This is a genomic window from Streptomyces sp. NPDC026500 (genome assembly GCF_055567635.1).
Window position 1 is genome coordinate 289,535 of the sequence record NZ_JBVHQB010000005.1, and the last position, 15,249, is coordinate 304,783.

The window sequence follows — 15,249 nt, forward strand, 5'->3', positions numbered from 1 at the left end:
GCGACGGCGGGCGTCTCGGTCACGAGGTGGCGCCCTGTTCCTCGGAAGCCCCCTCGGAAGCCCCGTCCGCGTCCTCGCCGGCATCGCCCTCGCTGCTCTCCTCGATCTCCTCGCCGAGCAGGTCCCGGGCCATCAGGGTGGCGCCCGCGACGGCGCCCGGCATGAGGAACACCGCGACGAACGGAACGAGGAAGGCCAGGCCCAGCGGGGTGCCGAAGCCCCACACCAGTGCCTTGCGGGAGCGGAGCAGGGCGAGGCGGGCCCGGAGGTCGATGCGGCGGCGTTGCAGGGCGACGGCGACGAGTTCCTCGGTGAGGAAGAAGCCGGTGACGAAGAAGCCGAGCACCGGGACGACGGTCTGCCCGACGAACGGAACGAAGCCGAGTGCGAAGAGGAGGACGCCCCAGACGAGAGCCCGCACGAGGATACGGAGGCTGTCGCGCGCGGAGATCCACAGTTCACGCCAGAGCGGCAGCCCCGACTCGGGGGCCGTGCCGTCCGGGGAGACGTCCCTGTCGACCTTCTCCGAGAGGCCCTCGTAGAAGGGCTGGCCTATGAGCAGGGTGACCGCGGTGAAGGTGAGGACGGCGAGGAGGAGGGCGAGGGCGAAGAGCACGGCGGTGAGGAAGCCGCGGAAGAGACCTGCCCAGGGGCTCGTCCAGCCGTCCGCGAACGGCGTCGCCCAGGTGACGAAGCCCTCCCCGTACATGCCGAGGGCGACCAGTGCCGCCGCGTAGAGCACGAGCGTGATGAGTCCCGGCAGCAACCCGAACCCGTAACTCTTCCCGTGCCGGGCCACCCAACGCTGGCCGCGCAGCAAATAGCCGAAGCCCACCCCAAGATCGCGCATGGGGAAACTTTATCGGGGTGTCGCGGCGGACCCCAGTGCGTGGTGGTGACGGCTTCGACACGGGGCGGGGGTGACCCGTTACAGGGCGGTGGCGCTACGCGACGGTGACGGCGACCACCACCCCCCGGTCCGCGGCGGGCGCGATCGCGGCCGAGACGCGGACCGCGGCGGCGCGGGCGACCCGGCCGGCCCGGTGGGCGGAGCTCAGCATCACGGGCTGGAGCTGTTCGAGACCGGCGACGAGGAGTTCCTCGCCCGCGACGAGCAGCGGGCGCGCCGCCGTCACGGCGGCGGCCGCGGCCTCCGTGAGGTCGGCGAGCGGCGGAAGTCCGGCTCGGACGGCTCCGGCCCCCGCGGCGGCCACCCGCTCGGCCAGTGCCACCTGGAGAGGCAGCAGCGGAGCCAGCGCGGCAGTCAACGCGTCGGCGACGCGCCGCAGTTCGGGCGAGGAGTCGCGCAGTACGTCCGCCGAGGTCCGGATCACCGGAGTGAGCGCGAGCAGGGCCCCCGCCGCGACGCCGGCCGCCGCCGGCAGCAGTGGCGAGGTGGCCTCGATCAGCTCACCGAGGACGACGACGGCCTCCTGCACGGCGGGTTCCACCGCGTCGAGCACGGGCAGCAGGCTGTCGCCGATCGCGGCGAGCAGCGCCTGGGCGGGTTCGCTCACGGGGTGCACGGCGAGCGGCGCCCCGCTGGTGCCGAGCCGGGTCAGGGTGTCGACGATCTTGTAGAACGCCTCCTGCGCCTGCGGGGAGGCGCTGGCCTCGGCCAGTTCGGCCGTCGTCTCGCGCAGGACGCGCAGCGCCTCCGTCCCGGAGCCGTCCCGGGGGTCGAGGGTATTGACGGCGATCCTGGTGATGTTCCCCGCCGTGTCGAGGAGTTGGCCGGTGATGTCGGTCGTGCCGCGCACCAGGCGCAGCACGTCCTCCCTGCTGGGGAGCGACGGAATCGGGGACATGGGCTCTCCTCGCCGCACGCGTCGCCGCCGGGACCTGTCCGGCGGATCGGGCCGGGTGCCGCAGTCAGCATGCCCGCTCCGGCCCCCCGGTGATGCGCCGTCCGGGGCATCCATGACGGCCGTCGGGGCGGACGTGAGGGCCTGTGTGGCGGGAAGACGCCCTTGTTGCGCCAGAGTCGAACAGATACACCTCGCCGTACCGGCCGAGCCGAGCCGTACCGGCCCGAGCCGATCCGAACCGTCCCGAGAACGATCCGCTCCTAGAACGATCCAAGTTGGTCCGAGAACGATCCGAGTTGGTCCGGAGGTACGACGCATGCGCTTGCCGAAGCCTCGCCGAACCCTGTCGAGACGCGCCCTGTCCGGGACCGTCGCGGTCGTCGCGACCGTCGCGGCCGGGTCGCTGCTGGTCGCGCCGACCAGTGCCACCGCGGACCACGGGCCACCGGTCCCGGTCCCGGTTCCGGTCCGCGAGGGCTCCGCCGTCGCCGACAGCGCCGCCCGTTCGCCCGCGAGCGCCGCCCGCGCCGCGCTCACCGCCCCCGTCACCGGCCTCTCGGCGAGCACTCGTGGTTACCCCCGCGAGCAGGTCCTCACCCCGGATCCCGAGAACCCCGCCGACAAGTCCATCAGGCTCGGCCTCACCCCGTACCACGCCATCGCCCCGAAGCTCAACGCCCTGCAACGGCTGGGCGACCGGGTGAGCGTCGAGGTCGCGGGGCGGTCCGCGGGCGGCCACCGCCTGTTCCTCGTCACCGTCACCGCCCCGGAGTCCGCCGCCGGTACCCGTGCCCAGGAGCGGATGCGCGAGCTCATCGAGAACGCGCCCGGCGCCGCCGCCAAGGAACCGGCGATCAAGCGCGACTACAAGACGCCGGTCTTCCTCAACAGCAACATCCACGGCAACGAGTGGGAGGGAACGGACGCCGCCCTCTCGCTCATCGCGCACCTCGCGACGGCCGAGGACGCGAAGACCAAGGACCTCCTCGCCCACAGCAGGCTCTACTTCGACATCACCGCCAACCCGGACGGCCGTATCGCGGGCACCCGCTCGAACGCCAACGGATTCGACCTGAACCGGGACTTCATCACCGCCTCGCAGCCCGAGACGCGCGCGATGCGGCAGATCATGATCGACAAGCAGCCGGCCGTCATGCTCGATCTGCACGGCTACGTCAACGGCACGCTCATCGAGCCGACGACCCCGCCGCACGGCGAGAACTACGAGTACGACCTCTTCCTCAAGAACACCTACGCCAACGCCCTCGGCATGGAGGCCGCCGTCAACGGCCTCGGATACACCCCCGCGGGCGATGGTGTGGAGCCCGTCCAGATCCCCTTCCGCGACCAGCAGGAGGGCTGGGACGACTGGCCGCCGGTGTTCACCCCGCAGTACGCGGCCTTCCACGGCGCGGTCGCCGCGCACACCGTCGAGATCCCGATGACGGTGAACGGCACGGCGTACGACACCCTGCCGGTGACGGAACTGAGGCGCCGCTCGGCGATCAACGTCGCGGTCGCGGGCGCCGCCCTGCGCGCCACGCTCGACTTCGCCCGCACCCACCGGACCTCGCTCGTCGCCGACCAGATCGAGGTCTTCCGGCGGGGCGCGACGGGCGCCGCGCAGGTACCGGTGTCCCCCGAGACCGTCCCCGGTGTCCCGGGCATCGGTCCCGAGGACGTCTACACGACCGACTTCCCGAGCGCGTACGTCGTTCCGGCGGGCGCGGCCCAGCGTTCCGGCGCCGCCGCCGCGCGTCTGGTGGACCACCTGATCGCCAACGACGTGCGCGTCACCCGCGCGACACGCGGTTTCCGGCTCGCGGGACGCTCGTACGCGAAGGGCTCGTACGTCGTCAATCTGCGTCAGCCGAAGCGCGGTCTGGCCAATGTCATGCTCGCGGACGGACGGGACATCAGCGACAAGGTGTCGACGATGTACGACATCTCGGGCTGGAGCCTCGGCCGGCTGTGGGGCGCGACGGTCGAGCGGGTGGAGAGCGGCTCCCTGTCGGCTCTCCCGCTGCGCGCGGTCGACGCCGCGCCGCGCGCCGGGCAGGTCGCCGCGCACGGCGATCTGCGGCTCCGGCTGGGCACACCGCAGGAGATCGCCGCTCTCAACTCCCTTCTGAAGCAAGGGGTTCCGGTACGGGAGGACGGTGGCGGCGGGGTGGTCGTGCCGGCGTCGGGCCGTGCGCGGGCCGTCGAGGCGGCCCGTGTGTACGACGTCGCCTTCGACCGGGCGACGGCCTCGGGGGGCGCCCTTCTGCGACGGGTCCGCGTCGCCGCGGCCGTCACCCCCGGCGAACTCTTCGCGCTCCGCGAGATGAACTTCGACGTGATCCCGGTGTCGACGGCGATCCTGGACGCGGGCTTCGACTGGTCGGCGGCGGACGTGCTGTTCGTGTCGTCGGGGCTGGACCACGCGGCCCTCGCACCGGCCGCGCGGGCGGCTCTCGACACGTTCCTGGGCACCCACGGCCTCGTCGGACGCGGCGCCACGGGCGCGGCGCTGAACACGGCCGCCGGACTGCTCGCGGCGACCCCGGTGGAGGGCAACCCGGACGCCAACGGCGTGGTGAGAGTGGTGAATTCGGGCGGCTCCACCAGGGTGAGCGGCGCCGCGCGGACGTGCGGCTCCGTGACAGCGGGCGCTCCCGACCACAGCTTCGTCTACGCGCCCGTCTGGTTCACCGACCTGGGCCCCGGTGTCCGCGTGGAGCAGTCCTACGCGAGCGGCGATCCGCTGCTCGCCGGGCACTGGCGGCCGTTGGACGACGGCTCGGGAGGGCCGACGGCGGCCGGCGGCCGGGCCTCGGTGGTGTCCGGGCCGCACGCCGTGCTGTTCGGCACCGAACCGCTCTTCCGCGACCATCCGAAGGGAGAGTTCCCGCAGGTGGCGAGGGCGCTGCTGACGGTGTCCTGACCTCGGAGGGAACAGACGGAGGCCGCACCCCACGTCCCCGGGGGTGCGGCCTCCGTCGTGCCGGTCTCCGTCGTGACCGCCTCCGTCGTGGCGGCCTCCGTCGTGGCGGCCTCCGTCGTGGCGGCCTCCGTCGTGCGCGACGAGCGCCGTCGGACAGGCCTCGGCCGTCGGTGGGACCGAGGTCAGAGCTTGACGATCATCTTTCCGACGTTGTCGCCGCGCAGGACGCCGAAGAACGCCTCCACGTTGTTCTCGATGCCTTCCACGACCGTCTCGTTGTACTTCAGCTCACCGGAGCGGACCCAGGCGCCGACCTCCTGGACGAACTCCTGCTGGAGGTCGTAGTGGTCGCCGACGAGGAAGCCCTGCATGCGGCCGCGGGTCTGGATCAGCCGGGCCAGGTTCCTGGGGCCGGGGACGGGCTCGGTGCTGTTGTAGACGGAGATCATGCCGCAGATCGCGATGCGGCCGTCCCGGTTCAGCGAGCCGATGGCGGCCTCCAGGTGGTCCCCGCCCACGTTGTCGAAGTAGACGTCGACACCGTCGGGGGCGGCCTCGCGCAGCTGCTGGGAGACCGGGCCGTTCTTGTAGTTGAAGGCGGCGTCGAAGCCGTACTCCTCGACGAGCAGCTTGACCTTCTCGTCGGACCCGGCGGAGCCGATGACGCGCGAGGCGCCCTTGAGCCTGGCGATCTGGCCCACCTGGCTGCCGACGGCACCGGCGGCGCCGGACACGAAGACGGAGTCGCCCTCCTTGAAGGAGGCCGTGCGCAGGAGCCCGGCGTAGGCGGTGAGGCCGGTCATGCCGAGGACGCCGAGGTACGTCGACAGGGGCGCGGCCTCCGGGTCCACCTTGACGGCCTGCTTGGCGTCCACGACGGCGTACTCGCGCCAGCCGAGGAAGTGCAGCACATGGTCGCCGACCTCGATGCCCTCGGCGTTCGAGGCGATGACCTCGCCGACCGCGCCGCCCTGCATGGTCTTGCCGAGCTCGAAGGGGGCGACATAGGACTTGGCGGCGCTCATGCGGCCCCGCATGTACGGGTCGACGGAGACGTAGGCGTTCCGCACCAGGACCTCACCGGGACCCGGCTGCCGGACCTCGGCCTCGACCAGGGCGAAGTCAGCGGGCTCGGGCCAGCCGACCGGACGGCTGACCAGGTGCCATTCGCGGCCGACGGAGGGAAGCTGGGGGGTCTCGGACATGAGGGTGCGCCTTTCACGGTGACCGGCGAGCGGCTCTAATACTTCAGTTCCTGAAACAACCATGCGCCTGAATATTTGATGATGTCAAGTAACGCGATACTCTGGGAGGCATGGCCACCCACAAGAGACCACGGATCGACCCTTTGACCATGGAGGTCGTCGAGCTGATCGGCACGGTCGTGGCCCGCTACCACGAGGAGTACGAGGACGCCGCCGCCGAACACGCCCTCACCGGCGCGCAGGCGCGACTGCTGGGCCTTCTCTCGCTGGAGCCGCTGCCGATGCGGCGCCTGGCGCAGCAGCTGAAGTGCGAGCCGTCGAACGTCACGGGGATCGTTGACCGCCTGGAGGCGCGGGGGCTGGTGGAGCGGCGCCCCGACCCGGCGGACCGCCGGGTGAAACTGGCGGCGGCGACGGCCGAGGGGCGCAAGATCGCCGGGGGGCTGCGCGACTCGCTGAACTTCGCCCGCGAGCCCCTGGCGGAGCTCTCCGATCAGGAACGACTGACCCTGCGCGACCTGCTGCGCCGCATGCTGGGCGAGGACACGGACAGCGACTGAGGGCACCGGCACGGGCGCCCCGGGCCTGAACGCCTCACGGCGCGAACGGCAGCCTCCCGGATCGACCGGGATCGTCAGGTTCTGCGAGTTTCCGTTGGCTTCTGTCAGGGTCTGGCAGAGCCTGTCACAGTCTGTCGGTTTCCGCCGGGTCCTGCCGAAGCCTGCCGGGTTCCGCCGCGTCCTGTCGGGCGGAATCGCCGAGGGTGCCCCGGAAAGGGGTCGTCACGCGACAGACATGAAGCCCCGTCAGCGGCGTGTCGGAACCGCCGCGGGCCGGTCGGGCGCCAGCAGGCGTTACGTGCACCACCACAAGAAGCGGTTGCACCCGTCCGAGGACGAGGGGGCCGGTGTGGGCGCCGACGTCGTGGGCGCCGCGGTGGTGGGAGCCGGTGTCCGGGGGGACGAAGAGGCGTTCACCGGGGCCGAGGTGGACCGGCCCGGGAGCGTGCCGGCGCTCGCCGACCCACCCCCGGCGCTCTTCTCGCTCGTCGCCGTGGGAGATGCGGAGGCGGACGCGGAGGCGGATCCGGAGGGCGACGACGAGGAGCCGGGCGTACGGGTGGCCGAGGCGGAGCCCGACGGGGAACTCTTCGGGTGCGCGGACGCCGCCGACGAGGCCGAGCCGTCCGGCGACTCCCCGCCGGCCGCCGCGGGACTCGGGCCCAGCCCGGGTGCGTCGATGCCGAGTTCGGCGAGGCTCAGACCGCCGGCCGCGAGAACGAAGCCCACCGCGACGAACAGGGTGCGGCGCCGCCGCCGACGGTGCGCGGCGGCCTTGCGGTCGCGTCGGCTGGTGCCGGCCGGGGCGGGCGGGCCCTGCGGGCCGCTCGGACTCCCGGCATCGCTCGCGGCGTCCCGGCCACGCTCCCCACGCCGTCGCGCGGCCCGCCCGGAGTGTCCCTGGGCGTCGCCGTCCTCGCCGTAGTACGCGTCGGCGTCGCCATCCGATTCCGGGCGCGCGTCGACCTCCTCAGCGTCCGCGCCGAGTTCGTCGACCGGGGTGCCGCACCCGGGACAGGCGAGGGCGCCGTTGAGGTGCCTTCGGCACACGTGGCAGTAGTCCATGACGCGGGAAGACTAGGGTCACCGCCGGTAACGTTCCTAGGGGCAGTTGTGAAAGTTCTGTGCGGAATCCAGCATTCCGGTCCGTCGGACCCGGACACCCCCGAACATTCCCCGCCATCCTGCGCCCATCGCGTCCAAACCGTTATGTGCGCGGCCCATTGACACTCCCCCGGCCGCATCCTTACTGTCACGCCAGCATTTCGAACGTGTGACGAAATTTCGAACAAGCTCAAGCAGCAGGGGGCATCTGCCGTGCGCATCACGGGAATCACCACACACGTGGTCGGGACACCCTGGCGGAACCTGACCTACGTCCAGGTGCATACCGACGAGGGCATCACCGGAGTCGGCGAGACCCGCATGCTGGGCCACACCGACGCGCTGATCGGCTATCTGCATGAGGCGCAGGCCAACCATATTCTCGGTTCCGACCCGTTCGCCGTCGAGGACCTGGTCCGCCGGATGAAGTACGGCGACTACGGGCGGGCCGGCGAGATCGTGATGTCCGGCATCGCGGTCATCGAGATGGCGTGCTGGGACATCAAGGGCAAGGCGCTCGGGGTGCCGGTCTGGCAGCTCCTCGGCGGCAAGGTCACCGACAAGGTCAAGGCGTACGCCAACGGTTGGTACACCACCGAACGGACCCCGGAGGCCTATCACAAGGCCGCGCAGGAGGTCGTCGCGCGGGGCTACAAGGCTCTCAAGATCGACCCCTTCGGCACCGGCCACTTCGAGCTCGACCACGCGGCCACGCTCTACTCGGTGTCGCTCATCGAGGCGGTGCGCGACGCGATCGGGCCCGAGACCGAGCTGATGCTGGAGATGCACGGCCGCTTCTCGCCGTCCACCGCCGTCCGGCTGGCCCACGAGCTCGCGCCCTTCAAGCCCGCGTGGCTGGAGGAGCCGGTGCCGCCGGAGAACCTCAAGGCCCTGGAGAAGGTGGCCGCCAAGGTCGACATCCCGGTCGCCACCGGTGAACGGATCCACGACCGCATAGAGTTCCGCGAGCTCTTCGAGAGCCAGGCGGTCGACATCATCCAGCCCGACGTCGGCCACATCGGCGGCATCTGGGAGACCCGGAAGCTCGCCGCCACCGCCGAGGCGCACTACGTCCTGGTCGCGCCGCACAACGTCGGCGGCCCGGTGCTGACCGCCGCCTCCCTCCAGGTCGGCTTCACCTCGCCGAACTTCAAGATCCTGGAGCACTTCAACGACTTCGCGGACGCGGAGATCAAGAAGGTCGTGAAGGGCGCCCCGCAGGTCGTCGACGGCTACTTCCAGCTGTCCCACGAGCCCGGTCTGGGCGTCGAGCTGGACGTCGACGCCGCGGCCGAGTTCCCGCAGCAGCAGGCCCGGTTCGACCTGTGGGCCGACGGCTGGGAGCAGCGCAAGCCCAAGGGGGCGAAGTGAGCACCGCGGTCGTCGTCGAGGGTCCGGGCGAGCACCGGCTGATCCCGCACGAGCCGGTTCGGCCCTCGGCGGGCGAGGCGCTCGTACGGGTGCACGCGGTCGGCATCTGCGGCAGCGACCGCGAGGTCTACCAGGGCAACCGGCCCGAGGGGTACGTCCGCTACCCCCTGACCCCGGGTCACGAGTGGTCCGGGACCGTCGAGGAGGTCGGCGCCGGTGTCCCCGCGACGCTGGTCGGCCGCAAGGTCGTCGGTGAGGGCTTCCGCAACTGCCAGGTCTGCGACCGTTGCCACGCGGGCGAGACAACGTTGTGCACGGCCGGGTACGAGGAGACCGGGTTCACCCGGCCCGGCGCGATGGCGAGCACGCTGACGCTGCCGGCGCGGCTGCTCCACGTCCTGCCCGACGACGCCGATCTGACCGCCGCCGCCCTGCTCGAACCGGCCGCCTGCATCGCGGCCGCCGCGCTCAAGGCGAACGCCCGGCCCGGTGAGCGCGTGGCCGTGGTGGGCACCGGGACGCTCGGGATGTTCGCCGTGCAGTTCCTGAAGGCGGGTTCGCCGGCCGAGCTGCTCGTGGTGGGCACCCGTCCGGACCGGGCGGCCCTGTCGAAGGACTTCGGCGCCACCGACTTCCGTACCAGGGACCAGGAACTCCCGGACGACTTCGACGTGGTCATCGAGACCGCCGGGTCCGCGTCCGCCGCGCGCACCGCCGCCTCCCTGCTGCGGCGCGGCGGACGCCTGGTCCTCACGGGGATCCCGGCGCCGGGTGCCGAGGGGCTCGATCCGACCGATCTCGTCGTACGGCAGCTGGAGGTGCACACCGTGTTCGGGGCGCCGCCGGAGGCCTGGGCGCACACGGTGCGGGTGTTCGGCGCCGGTCTGCTGAATCCGTCGCCGCTGGTGACGCACGAGCTGCCGCTCGCCGCGTTCCCGGAGGCCATCGAGCTGGTGGGGTCCGGTGATCCCAAGGTCGGCAAGGTCCTGCTGAAGCCGTGACCACCCGAGCCGTACGCCGGTACGGGGACTCCTGACGGCTCCGTACCGGCGTACACCAGGCTCCCGCACACCCTGAGCCGCGAACTCCGCCCGAAATATCGAACATGAAGGACAGCTCGTGACCGACGCCTTCCCCATGGCAGCCCGTCGACCCGGTGAGAGCGCGCTCGCCGCTCTCGGCCTGGGCGCGCCCGCCCTCTCCCCCGCCGACGCCTCGCCGCACACCTTCCCCGGAGGTGGTCGCTGGCGCACCGAGGTTCCCTCCGTGGAGGGGCCCGAGGCGCTCGCCGTGGTCCTCAAGGAGTCCTCGCGGCTCGATGTGCCGATCCACCGGATCAGCCAGGGCAGCGGTATCTGGATGCTGACCGACGCCGAGATCACCGAGATGGTCGAGGCCACCGGTGAACGCGACATCGAACTCTGTCTGTTCACCGGCCCGCGGGGCATCTGGGACATCGGCGCCTCGGTCCGTACCGACTCTCGCGGCGGCGGGCTGCGTGCCCGCGGCCACGACGCGGTGGCCGGCTGTGTCGAGGACGCCGTCCGGGCGACGGAACTGGGCGTCAAGTGCCTGCTCGTCGCCGACGAGGGCGTGCTGTGGACGCTGCACCGGGCGCGGGTCGCCGGGATCATCCCGGCCGACACCACTCTCAAGGTCTCGGCGCTGATCGGTCCGGTCAACCCGGCCTCGTACGCCGTGTACGAGCACCTCGGCGCCGACTCGGTGAACGTGCCGAGCGATCTGACACTCGATCACCTCACCGAGATCCGGCGGGTCTCCGCCGCCCCCATGGACATGTACATCGAGGCCCCCGACGATCTCGGCGGGTACATACGGATGTACGAGGTCGCCGAGCTGATCCGCCGCGGCGCACCGCTGTATCTGAAGTTCGGGCTGTCCAAGACCCCCGGGATCTACCCGTACGGACACCATCTGCGGGACCTGACCCTGAGCACGGCCCGGGAAAGGGTGCGGCGCGGCCGGCTCGCCCTCGACCTGCTCGCACGGCACGGAGCCGACGGCGACATGGCGCCGCTCGGCACCCGGCTGCCCGGCGCGCTCACACGGTTCGACACTCCCTCATAACGTTCGCACAAACCCCCTTCACACAAGCCGACACAGTCGCGCACAATCCAACACACCTTCTCGGCCCTCCTCTCTCAAAGCTCCCGGAGCATTCGAGTTCCGTGAGACCGAGCCCGGTCCAAGACATCAAGGATGATGATCATGCGTAACCGCAGAGCCGCCCTCACCGCCATAGCCGGAGCCGCCTCCCTCGCCCTCGCCCTGACCGCCTGCGGCCAGAACAGCGACGGCGGCAGCAAGGACACCTCGGGTGACACCAAGGGCGCCACGATCGGCATCTCGATGCCGACGAAGTCCTCCGAGCGCTGGATCGGCGACGGCAACAACGTGGTCAAGGACCTTCAGGCCAAGGGGTACAAGACCAAGCTCGCGTTCGGTGAGGACGACCCGGACCAGCAGGTCTCGCAGATCGAGAACATGATCACGCAGGGTGTGAAGGCCCTGATCATCGCGGCCATCGACAACAAGTCGATGAACAACGTGCTCCAGCAGGCCGCCGACGCCAAGATCCCGGTCATCGCCTACGACCGTCTGATCCTCGGCACCAAGAACGTCGACTACTACGCGTCCTTCGACAACTCGAAGGTCGGGGAGCTCCAAGGCAACTACATCCTGCAGAAGCTCGGTCTCGCGGACGGCTCCAAGAAGGGCCCGTTCAACATCGAGCTCTTCGCCGGCTCGAACGACGACAACAACACGAAGTACTTCTTCGGCGGCGCGATGAAGGTCCTGCAGCCGTACATCGACAAGAAGCAGCTCGTCGTCAAGTCCGGCCAGACCGCGCTGAACCAGGTCACCACCCTGCGCTGGGACGGCGGCACCGCCCAGAAGCGCATGGACGACATCCTGACCTCGTCGTACAAGAGCGCCCGGGTCGACGCGGTGCTCTCGCCCTACGACGGCATCTCCATCGGCATCCTCTCCTCGCTGAAGTCGGACGACTACGGCTCGAAGAGCAAGCCGCTGCCGATCGTCACCGGCCAGGACGCCGAGCTGGCCTCGGTGAAGTCGATCATCGCGGGCGAGCAGACGCAGACGGTCTACAAGGACACCCGCAAGCTGGCGACGGTGGCCTCGGGCATGGTCGACGCGGCCCTCAAGGGCAAGAAGCCCGAGCTCAACGACACCACGACGTACAACAACGGCACCAAGGTGATCCCCGCCTACCTGCTGCAGCCGGTCAGCGTCGACAAGTCCAACTACGAGAAGGAGCTCGTCGCCACGGGCTACTACAAGGACAGCGACCTCAAGTAACCGCCACCCCCTAGTGATTGGAAGGCACGACCATGGCGGGACCCGTCCTGGAAATGCGCTCGATCGTCAAGACCTTTCCCGGCGTCAAGGCGCTGTCGGATGTCACTCTGACCGTCCAGCAGGGCGAGGTCCATGCCATCTGCGGCGAGAACGGCGCCGGCAAGTCGACCTTGATGAAGGTCCTCTCCGGCGTCCACCCGAGCGGCAGTTACGAAGGGGACATCCTCTTCGAGGGGGAGGTCTGCTCCTTCAAGGACATCAGGGCCAGTGAGCAGCACGGCATCGTGATCATCCATCAGGAACTGGCCCTGGTGCCCTACCTCTCCATCGCGGAGAACATCTTCCTCGGCAACGAGCACGCCACGCGCGGGCTCATCAGCTGGACCGAGACGCTGCGGCACGCTTCCGAGCTGCTGCGGCGGGTCGGTCTCGACGAGAACCCGCAGACCCGCGTCGCCGACATCGGCGTGGGAAAGCAGCAGCTCGTCGAGATCGCGAAGGCGCTGTCGAAGAAGGTGAAGCTGCTCATCCTGGATGAGCCGACGGCCGCCCTGAACGACGAGGACAGCGGCAAACTCCTGGATCTCATCCTGGAGTTGAAGACCCAGGGAATGACCTCGATCATCATCTCGCACAAGCTGAACGAGATCGAGCGGGTCGCGGACTCGGTGACCATCCTGCGCGACGGGCGGACGATCGAGACGCTCGACGTGAAGGCCCCGGAGACCACCGAGGACCGGATCATCAGCGGCATGGTCGGCCGCGACCTCGAACACCGTTTCCCGGAGCGGACGCCGCACGAGCCGGAGGCGGGTGCGGCGCCCGCGCTGGAGATCCGCGACTGGACCGTGTTCCACCCGATCGACCAGCAGCGCAAGGTGGTCGACGACGTATCGATCTCCGTGCGCCGCGGCGAGATCGTCGGCATCGCGGGACTCATGGGCGCCGGCCGCACCGAACTGGCGATGAGCGTCTTCGGGCGCTCCTACGGCCGGTACGCGGGCGGCACGGTGGCCAGGGACGGCAAGGAGATCCGTACGAAGACCGTGTCCGAAGCGGTCGGGCACGGGATCGCGTACGTCACCGAGGACCGCAAGCACTACGGGCTCAACCTCATCGACACCATCAACCGCAACATCACGCTGAGCGCCCTGTCCAAGGTCGCGAAGCGCGGAGTGGTCGACGAGCACCAGGAGCGGCAGGTCTCCGAGGGCTTCCGCACCTCGATGAACATCAAGGCACCGACCGTCTTCGAGCCGGTGGGCAAGCTGTCCGGCGGCAACCAGCAGAAGGTCGTCCTCAGCAAATGGATCTTCGCGGGTCCCGAGGTGCTGATCCTCGACGAGCCGACCCGCGGGATCGACGTGGGTGCCAAGTTCGAGATCTACACGGTCATCGACAGGCTGGCGGCCGAGGGCAAGGCGGTCGTCTTCATCTCCTCCGAGCTGCCGGAGCTGCTCGGTATGTGCGACCGCATCTACACGATGGCCGCGGGGCGGCTGACGGGTGAGTTCTCGCGGGCGGAGGCCTCGCAGGAAACGCTGATGCGCCAGATGACGAAGGACAAAGAGGTAACCCGATGAGCACGGATGTGACCGCCAAGACGCCGGCCCCGGCGCCGGCCGGCAAGAGCGGCTCGGACGCCGGAGAGAGCCTGCTTCAGCTGATGCTCGACGGCATGCGCCGCAACATGCGGCAGTACGGCATGCTGTTCGCCCTCGGCCTGATCGTGGTGCTGTTCGCCGTGTGGACCGGCGGCGACCTGCTGCTGCCGCGCAACGTGTCGAACCTGGTGCTGCAGAACAGCTACATCCTGATCCTCGCGATCGGCATGATGCTCGTCATCATCGCGGGCCACATCGACCTGTCGGTCGGCTCGCTGACGGCGTTCGTCGGTGCGGTGGGTGCCGTGCTGATGGTCGACCACAACATCCCCTGGCCCATAGCCGTGGTGCTGTGTCTGGCCATGGGCGCCGCGGCGGGCGCCGCGCAGGGCTTCCTCATCGCGTACGGCGGCATACCGTCGTTCATCGTGACCCTGGCGGGCATGCTGACCTTCCGCGGTCTGACCGAGATCTTCCTCAAGGGCCAGACGATCGGCCCGTTCCCCGAGGGTCTGCAGAAGGTCGCCAACAGCTTCCTGCCCGAGGTCGGACCCACCACGAACTACCACAACCTCACACTGCTGCTCGGCATCGGCCTGGTCGCGTTCGTGGTGTTCCAGGAGGTCCGCGACCGCAAGCGGCAGCAGGAGTTCTCGCTCGACGTCCTGCCGAAGAACCTCTTCCTGCTCAAGCTCGTCGCGCTGATCGCCGCCGTGCTCACCGTCACCATGCTGCTCGCCAGCTACAAGGGTGCTCCGGTGGTCCTGCTGATCCTCGGCGTCCTGGTCGCCGGCTTCGGCTATCTGATGCGCAACGCGGTCATCGGCCGGCACATCTACGCGATCGGCGGCAACCTTCCGGCGGCCAAGCTGTCGGGTGTGAAGGACAAGAAGGTCACCTTCCTGGTCTTCCTCAACATGGGCATGCTCGCCGCACTCGCGGGCCTGGTCTTCGCGGCCCGCTTCAACGCGGCCTCCCCGAAGGCGGGTCTGAATTTCGAACTCGAAGCCATCGCGGCCTCGTTCATCGGCGGTGCGTCGATGAGTGGCGGCGTGGGCACGGTCCTCGGCGCGATCATCGGTGGTCTCGTCCTGGGCGTGCTGAACAACGGAATGAACCTCGTCGGCATCGGCAGCGACTGGCAGCAGGTCATCAAGGGCCTGGTGCTCCTGGCCGCGGTCGGGTTCGACGTGTGGAACAAGCGCAAGGTCGGTTCGTAAACGACAGGGCCCCGCCGACCGGCGGGGCCCAATGTCCTTGCGGGACTCGGCTTCCTTCATTTCAGGAGCCGCAGTGACTCCGCCCGCCTCCGAAGGCGGCGGGCTTCCA

General features: G+C 69.9%; 12 protein-coding genes. 8 read left to right on the forward strand and 4 right to left on the reverse strand.

The features are described 5' to 3' along the window. Window positions 1–19: 19 nt before the first annotated feature. On the reverse strand, window positions 20–850 hold the full coding sequence (locus tag ACZ4N5_RS11975; RefSeq protein WP_467756958.1) for an EI24 domain-containing protein: 831 nt from the start codon (window positions 848–850) through the stop codon (window positions 20–22). Window positions 851–944: 94 nt separating this feature from the next. Next, a complete protein-coding gene (locus ACZ4N5_RS11980; RefSeq protein WP_467756959.1) occupies window positions 945–1,808 on the reverse strand; it encodes a hypothetical protein in 864 nt (287 codons plus the stop codon). 316 nt (window positions 1,809–2,124) lie between these two features. Between ACZ4N5_RS11980 and ACZ4N5_RS11985 the strand changes: the two genes are divergently transcribed. Beyond that, on the forward strand, window positions 2,125–4,734 hold the full coding sequence (locus tag ACZ4N5_RS11985; protein WP_467756960.1) for a M14 family zinc carboxypeptidase: 2,610 nt from the start codon (window positions 2,125–2,127) through the stop codon (window positions 4,732–4,734). 182 nt (window positions 4,735–4,916) lie between these two features. Here ACZ4N5_RS11985 and ACZ4N5_RS11990 read toward each other — a convergent pair whose 3' ends face one another. Then, complete coding sequence (locus ACZ4N5_RS11990) at window positions 4,917–5,939, reverse strand: NADP-dependent oxidoreductase (RefSeq protein ID WP_467756961.1); 1,023 nt, start codon at window positions 5,937–5,939, stop codon at window positions 4,917–4,919. Window positions 5,940–6,049: 110 nt separating this feature from the next. On the opposite strand from ACZ4N5_RS11990, the gene ACZ4N5_RS11995 reads away from it, so the two are divergent. Beyond that, entirely contained in the window at window positions 6,050–6,499 is a 450-nt protein-coding gene (locus ACZ4N5_RS11995; RefSeq protein WP_467756962.1) for a MarR family winged helix-turn-helix transcriptional regulator, read from the forward strand. A 294-nt stretch (window positions 6,500–6,793) separates the two neighbouring features. Here ACZ4N5_RS11995 and ACZ4N5_RS12000 read toward each other — a convergent pair whose 3' ends face one another. Then, window positions 6,794–7,564: an SCO2400 family protein gene (locus ACZ4N5_RS12000; protein ID WP_467756963.1), complete on the reverse strand. Its 771-nt coding sequence runs from the start codon at window positions 7,562–7,564 to the stop codon at window positions 6,794–6,796. Between the two features lie 252 nt (window positions 7,565–7,816). On the opposite strand from ACZ4N5_RS12000, the gene ACZ4N5_RS12005 reads away from it, so the two are divergent. The 6 genes from ACZ4N5_RS12005 to mmsB all read left to right on the forward strand — a co-directional run bounded on the left by ACZ4N5_RS12005 (window position 7,817) and on the right by mmsB (window position 15,140). Next, window positions 7,817–8,974 carry a mandelate racemase/muconate lactonizing enzyme family protein gene (locus tag ACZ4N5_RS12005; RefSeq protein WP_467756964.1) on the forward strand — a complete coding sequence of 386 codons (1,158 nt, stop codon included), beginning with the start codon at window positions 7,817–7,819 and terminating at the stop codon, window positions 8,972–8,974. Continuing rightward, window positions 8,971–9,975: a zinc-dependent alcohol dehydrogenase gene (locus ACZ4N5_RS12010; RefSeq protein WP_467756965.1), complete on the forward strand. Its 1,005-nt coding sequence runs from the start codon at window positions 8,971–8,973 to the stop codon at window positions 9,973–9,975. Before ACZ4N5_RS12005 ends, ACZ4N5_RS12010 begins: the two co-directional genes overlap by 4 nt. 118 nt (window positions 9,976–10,093) lie before the next feature. Then, window positions 10,094–11,062 carry a hypothetical protein gene (locus tag ACZ4N5_RS12015; protein WP_467756966.1) on the forward strand — a complete coding sequence of 323 codons (969 nt, stop codon included), beginning with the start codon at window positions 10,094–10,096 and terminating at the stop codon, window positions 11,060–11,062. A 141-nt stretch (window positions 11,063–11,203) separates the two neighbouring features. Further along, entirely contained in the window at window positions 11,204–12,316 is a 1,113-nt protein-coding gene (chvE, locus tag ACZ4N5_RS12020; protein ID WP_467756967.1) for a multiple monosaccharide ABC transporter substrate-binding protein, read from the forward strand. Between the two features lie 32 nt (window positions 12,317–12,348). Continuing rightward, a complete protein-coding gene (mmsA, locus tag ACZ4N5_RS12025) occupies window positions 12,349–13,899 on the forward strand; it encodes a multiple monosaccharide ABC transporter ATP-binding protein (RefSeq protein ID WP_467756968.1) in 1,551 nt (516 codons plus the stop codon). Then, entirely contained in the window at window positions 13,896–15,140 is a 1,245-nt protein-coding gene (mmsB, locus tag ACZ4N5_RS12030; protein WP_467756969.1) for a multiple monosaccharide ABC transporter permease, read from the forward strand. The genes mmsA and mmsB overlap by 4 nt, the downstream gene beginning before the upstream one ends. Window positions 15,141–15,249 lie beyond the last annotated feature (109 nt).

What these genes read in the sequence shown, in the direction of transcription:
- ACZ4N5_RS11980 (WP_467756959.1), bottom strand. Translation starts at nt 1,808, where the DNA reads ATGTCCCCGATTCCGTCGCTCCCCAGCAGGGAGGACGTGCTGCGCCTG.
- ACZ4N5_RS11990 (WP_467756961.1), bottom strand. Translation starts at nt 5,939, where the DNA reads ATGTCCGAGACCCCCCAGCTTCCCTCCGTCGGCCGCGAATGGCACCTG.
- chvE (WP_467756967.1), top strand. Translation starts at nt 11,204, where the DNA reads ATGCGTAACCGCAGAGCCGCCCTCACCGCCATAGCCGGAGCCGCCTCC.
- ACZ4N5_RS11975 (WP_467756958.1), bottom strand. Translation starts at nt 850, where the DNA reads ATGCGCGATCTTGGGGTGGGCTTCGGCTATTTGCTGCGCGGCCAGCGT.
- mmsA (WP_467756968.1), top strand. Translation starts at nt 12,349, where the DNA reads ATGGCGGGACCCGTCCTGGAAATGCGCTCGATCGTCAAGACCTTTCCC.
- ACZ4N5_RS12000 (WP_467756963.1), bottom strand. Translation starts at nt 7,564, where the DNA reads ATGGACTACTGCCACGTGTGCCGAAGGCACCTCAACGGCGCCCTCGCC.
- ACZ4N5_RS11995 (WP_467756962.1), top strand. Translation starts at nt 6,050, where the DNA reads ATGGCCACCCACAAGAGACCACGGATCGACCCTTTGACCATGGAGGTC.
- mmsB (WP_467756969.1), top strand. Translation starts at nt 13,896, where the DNA reads ATGAGCACGGATGTGACCGCCAAGACGCCGGCCCCGGCGCCGGCCGGC.
- ACZ4N5_RS11985 (WP_467756960.1), top strand. Translation starts at nt 2,125, where the DNA reads ATGCGCTTGCCGAAGCCTCGCCGAACCCTGTCGAGACGCGCCCTGTCC.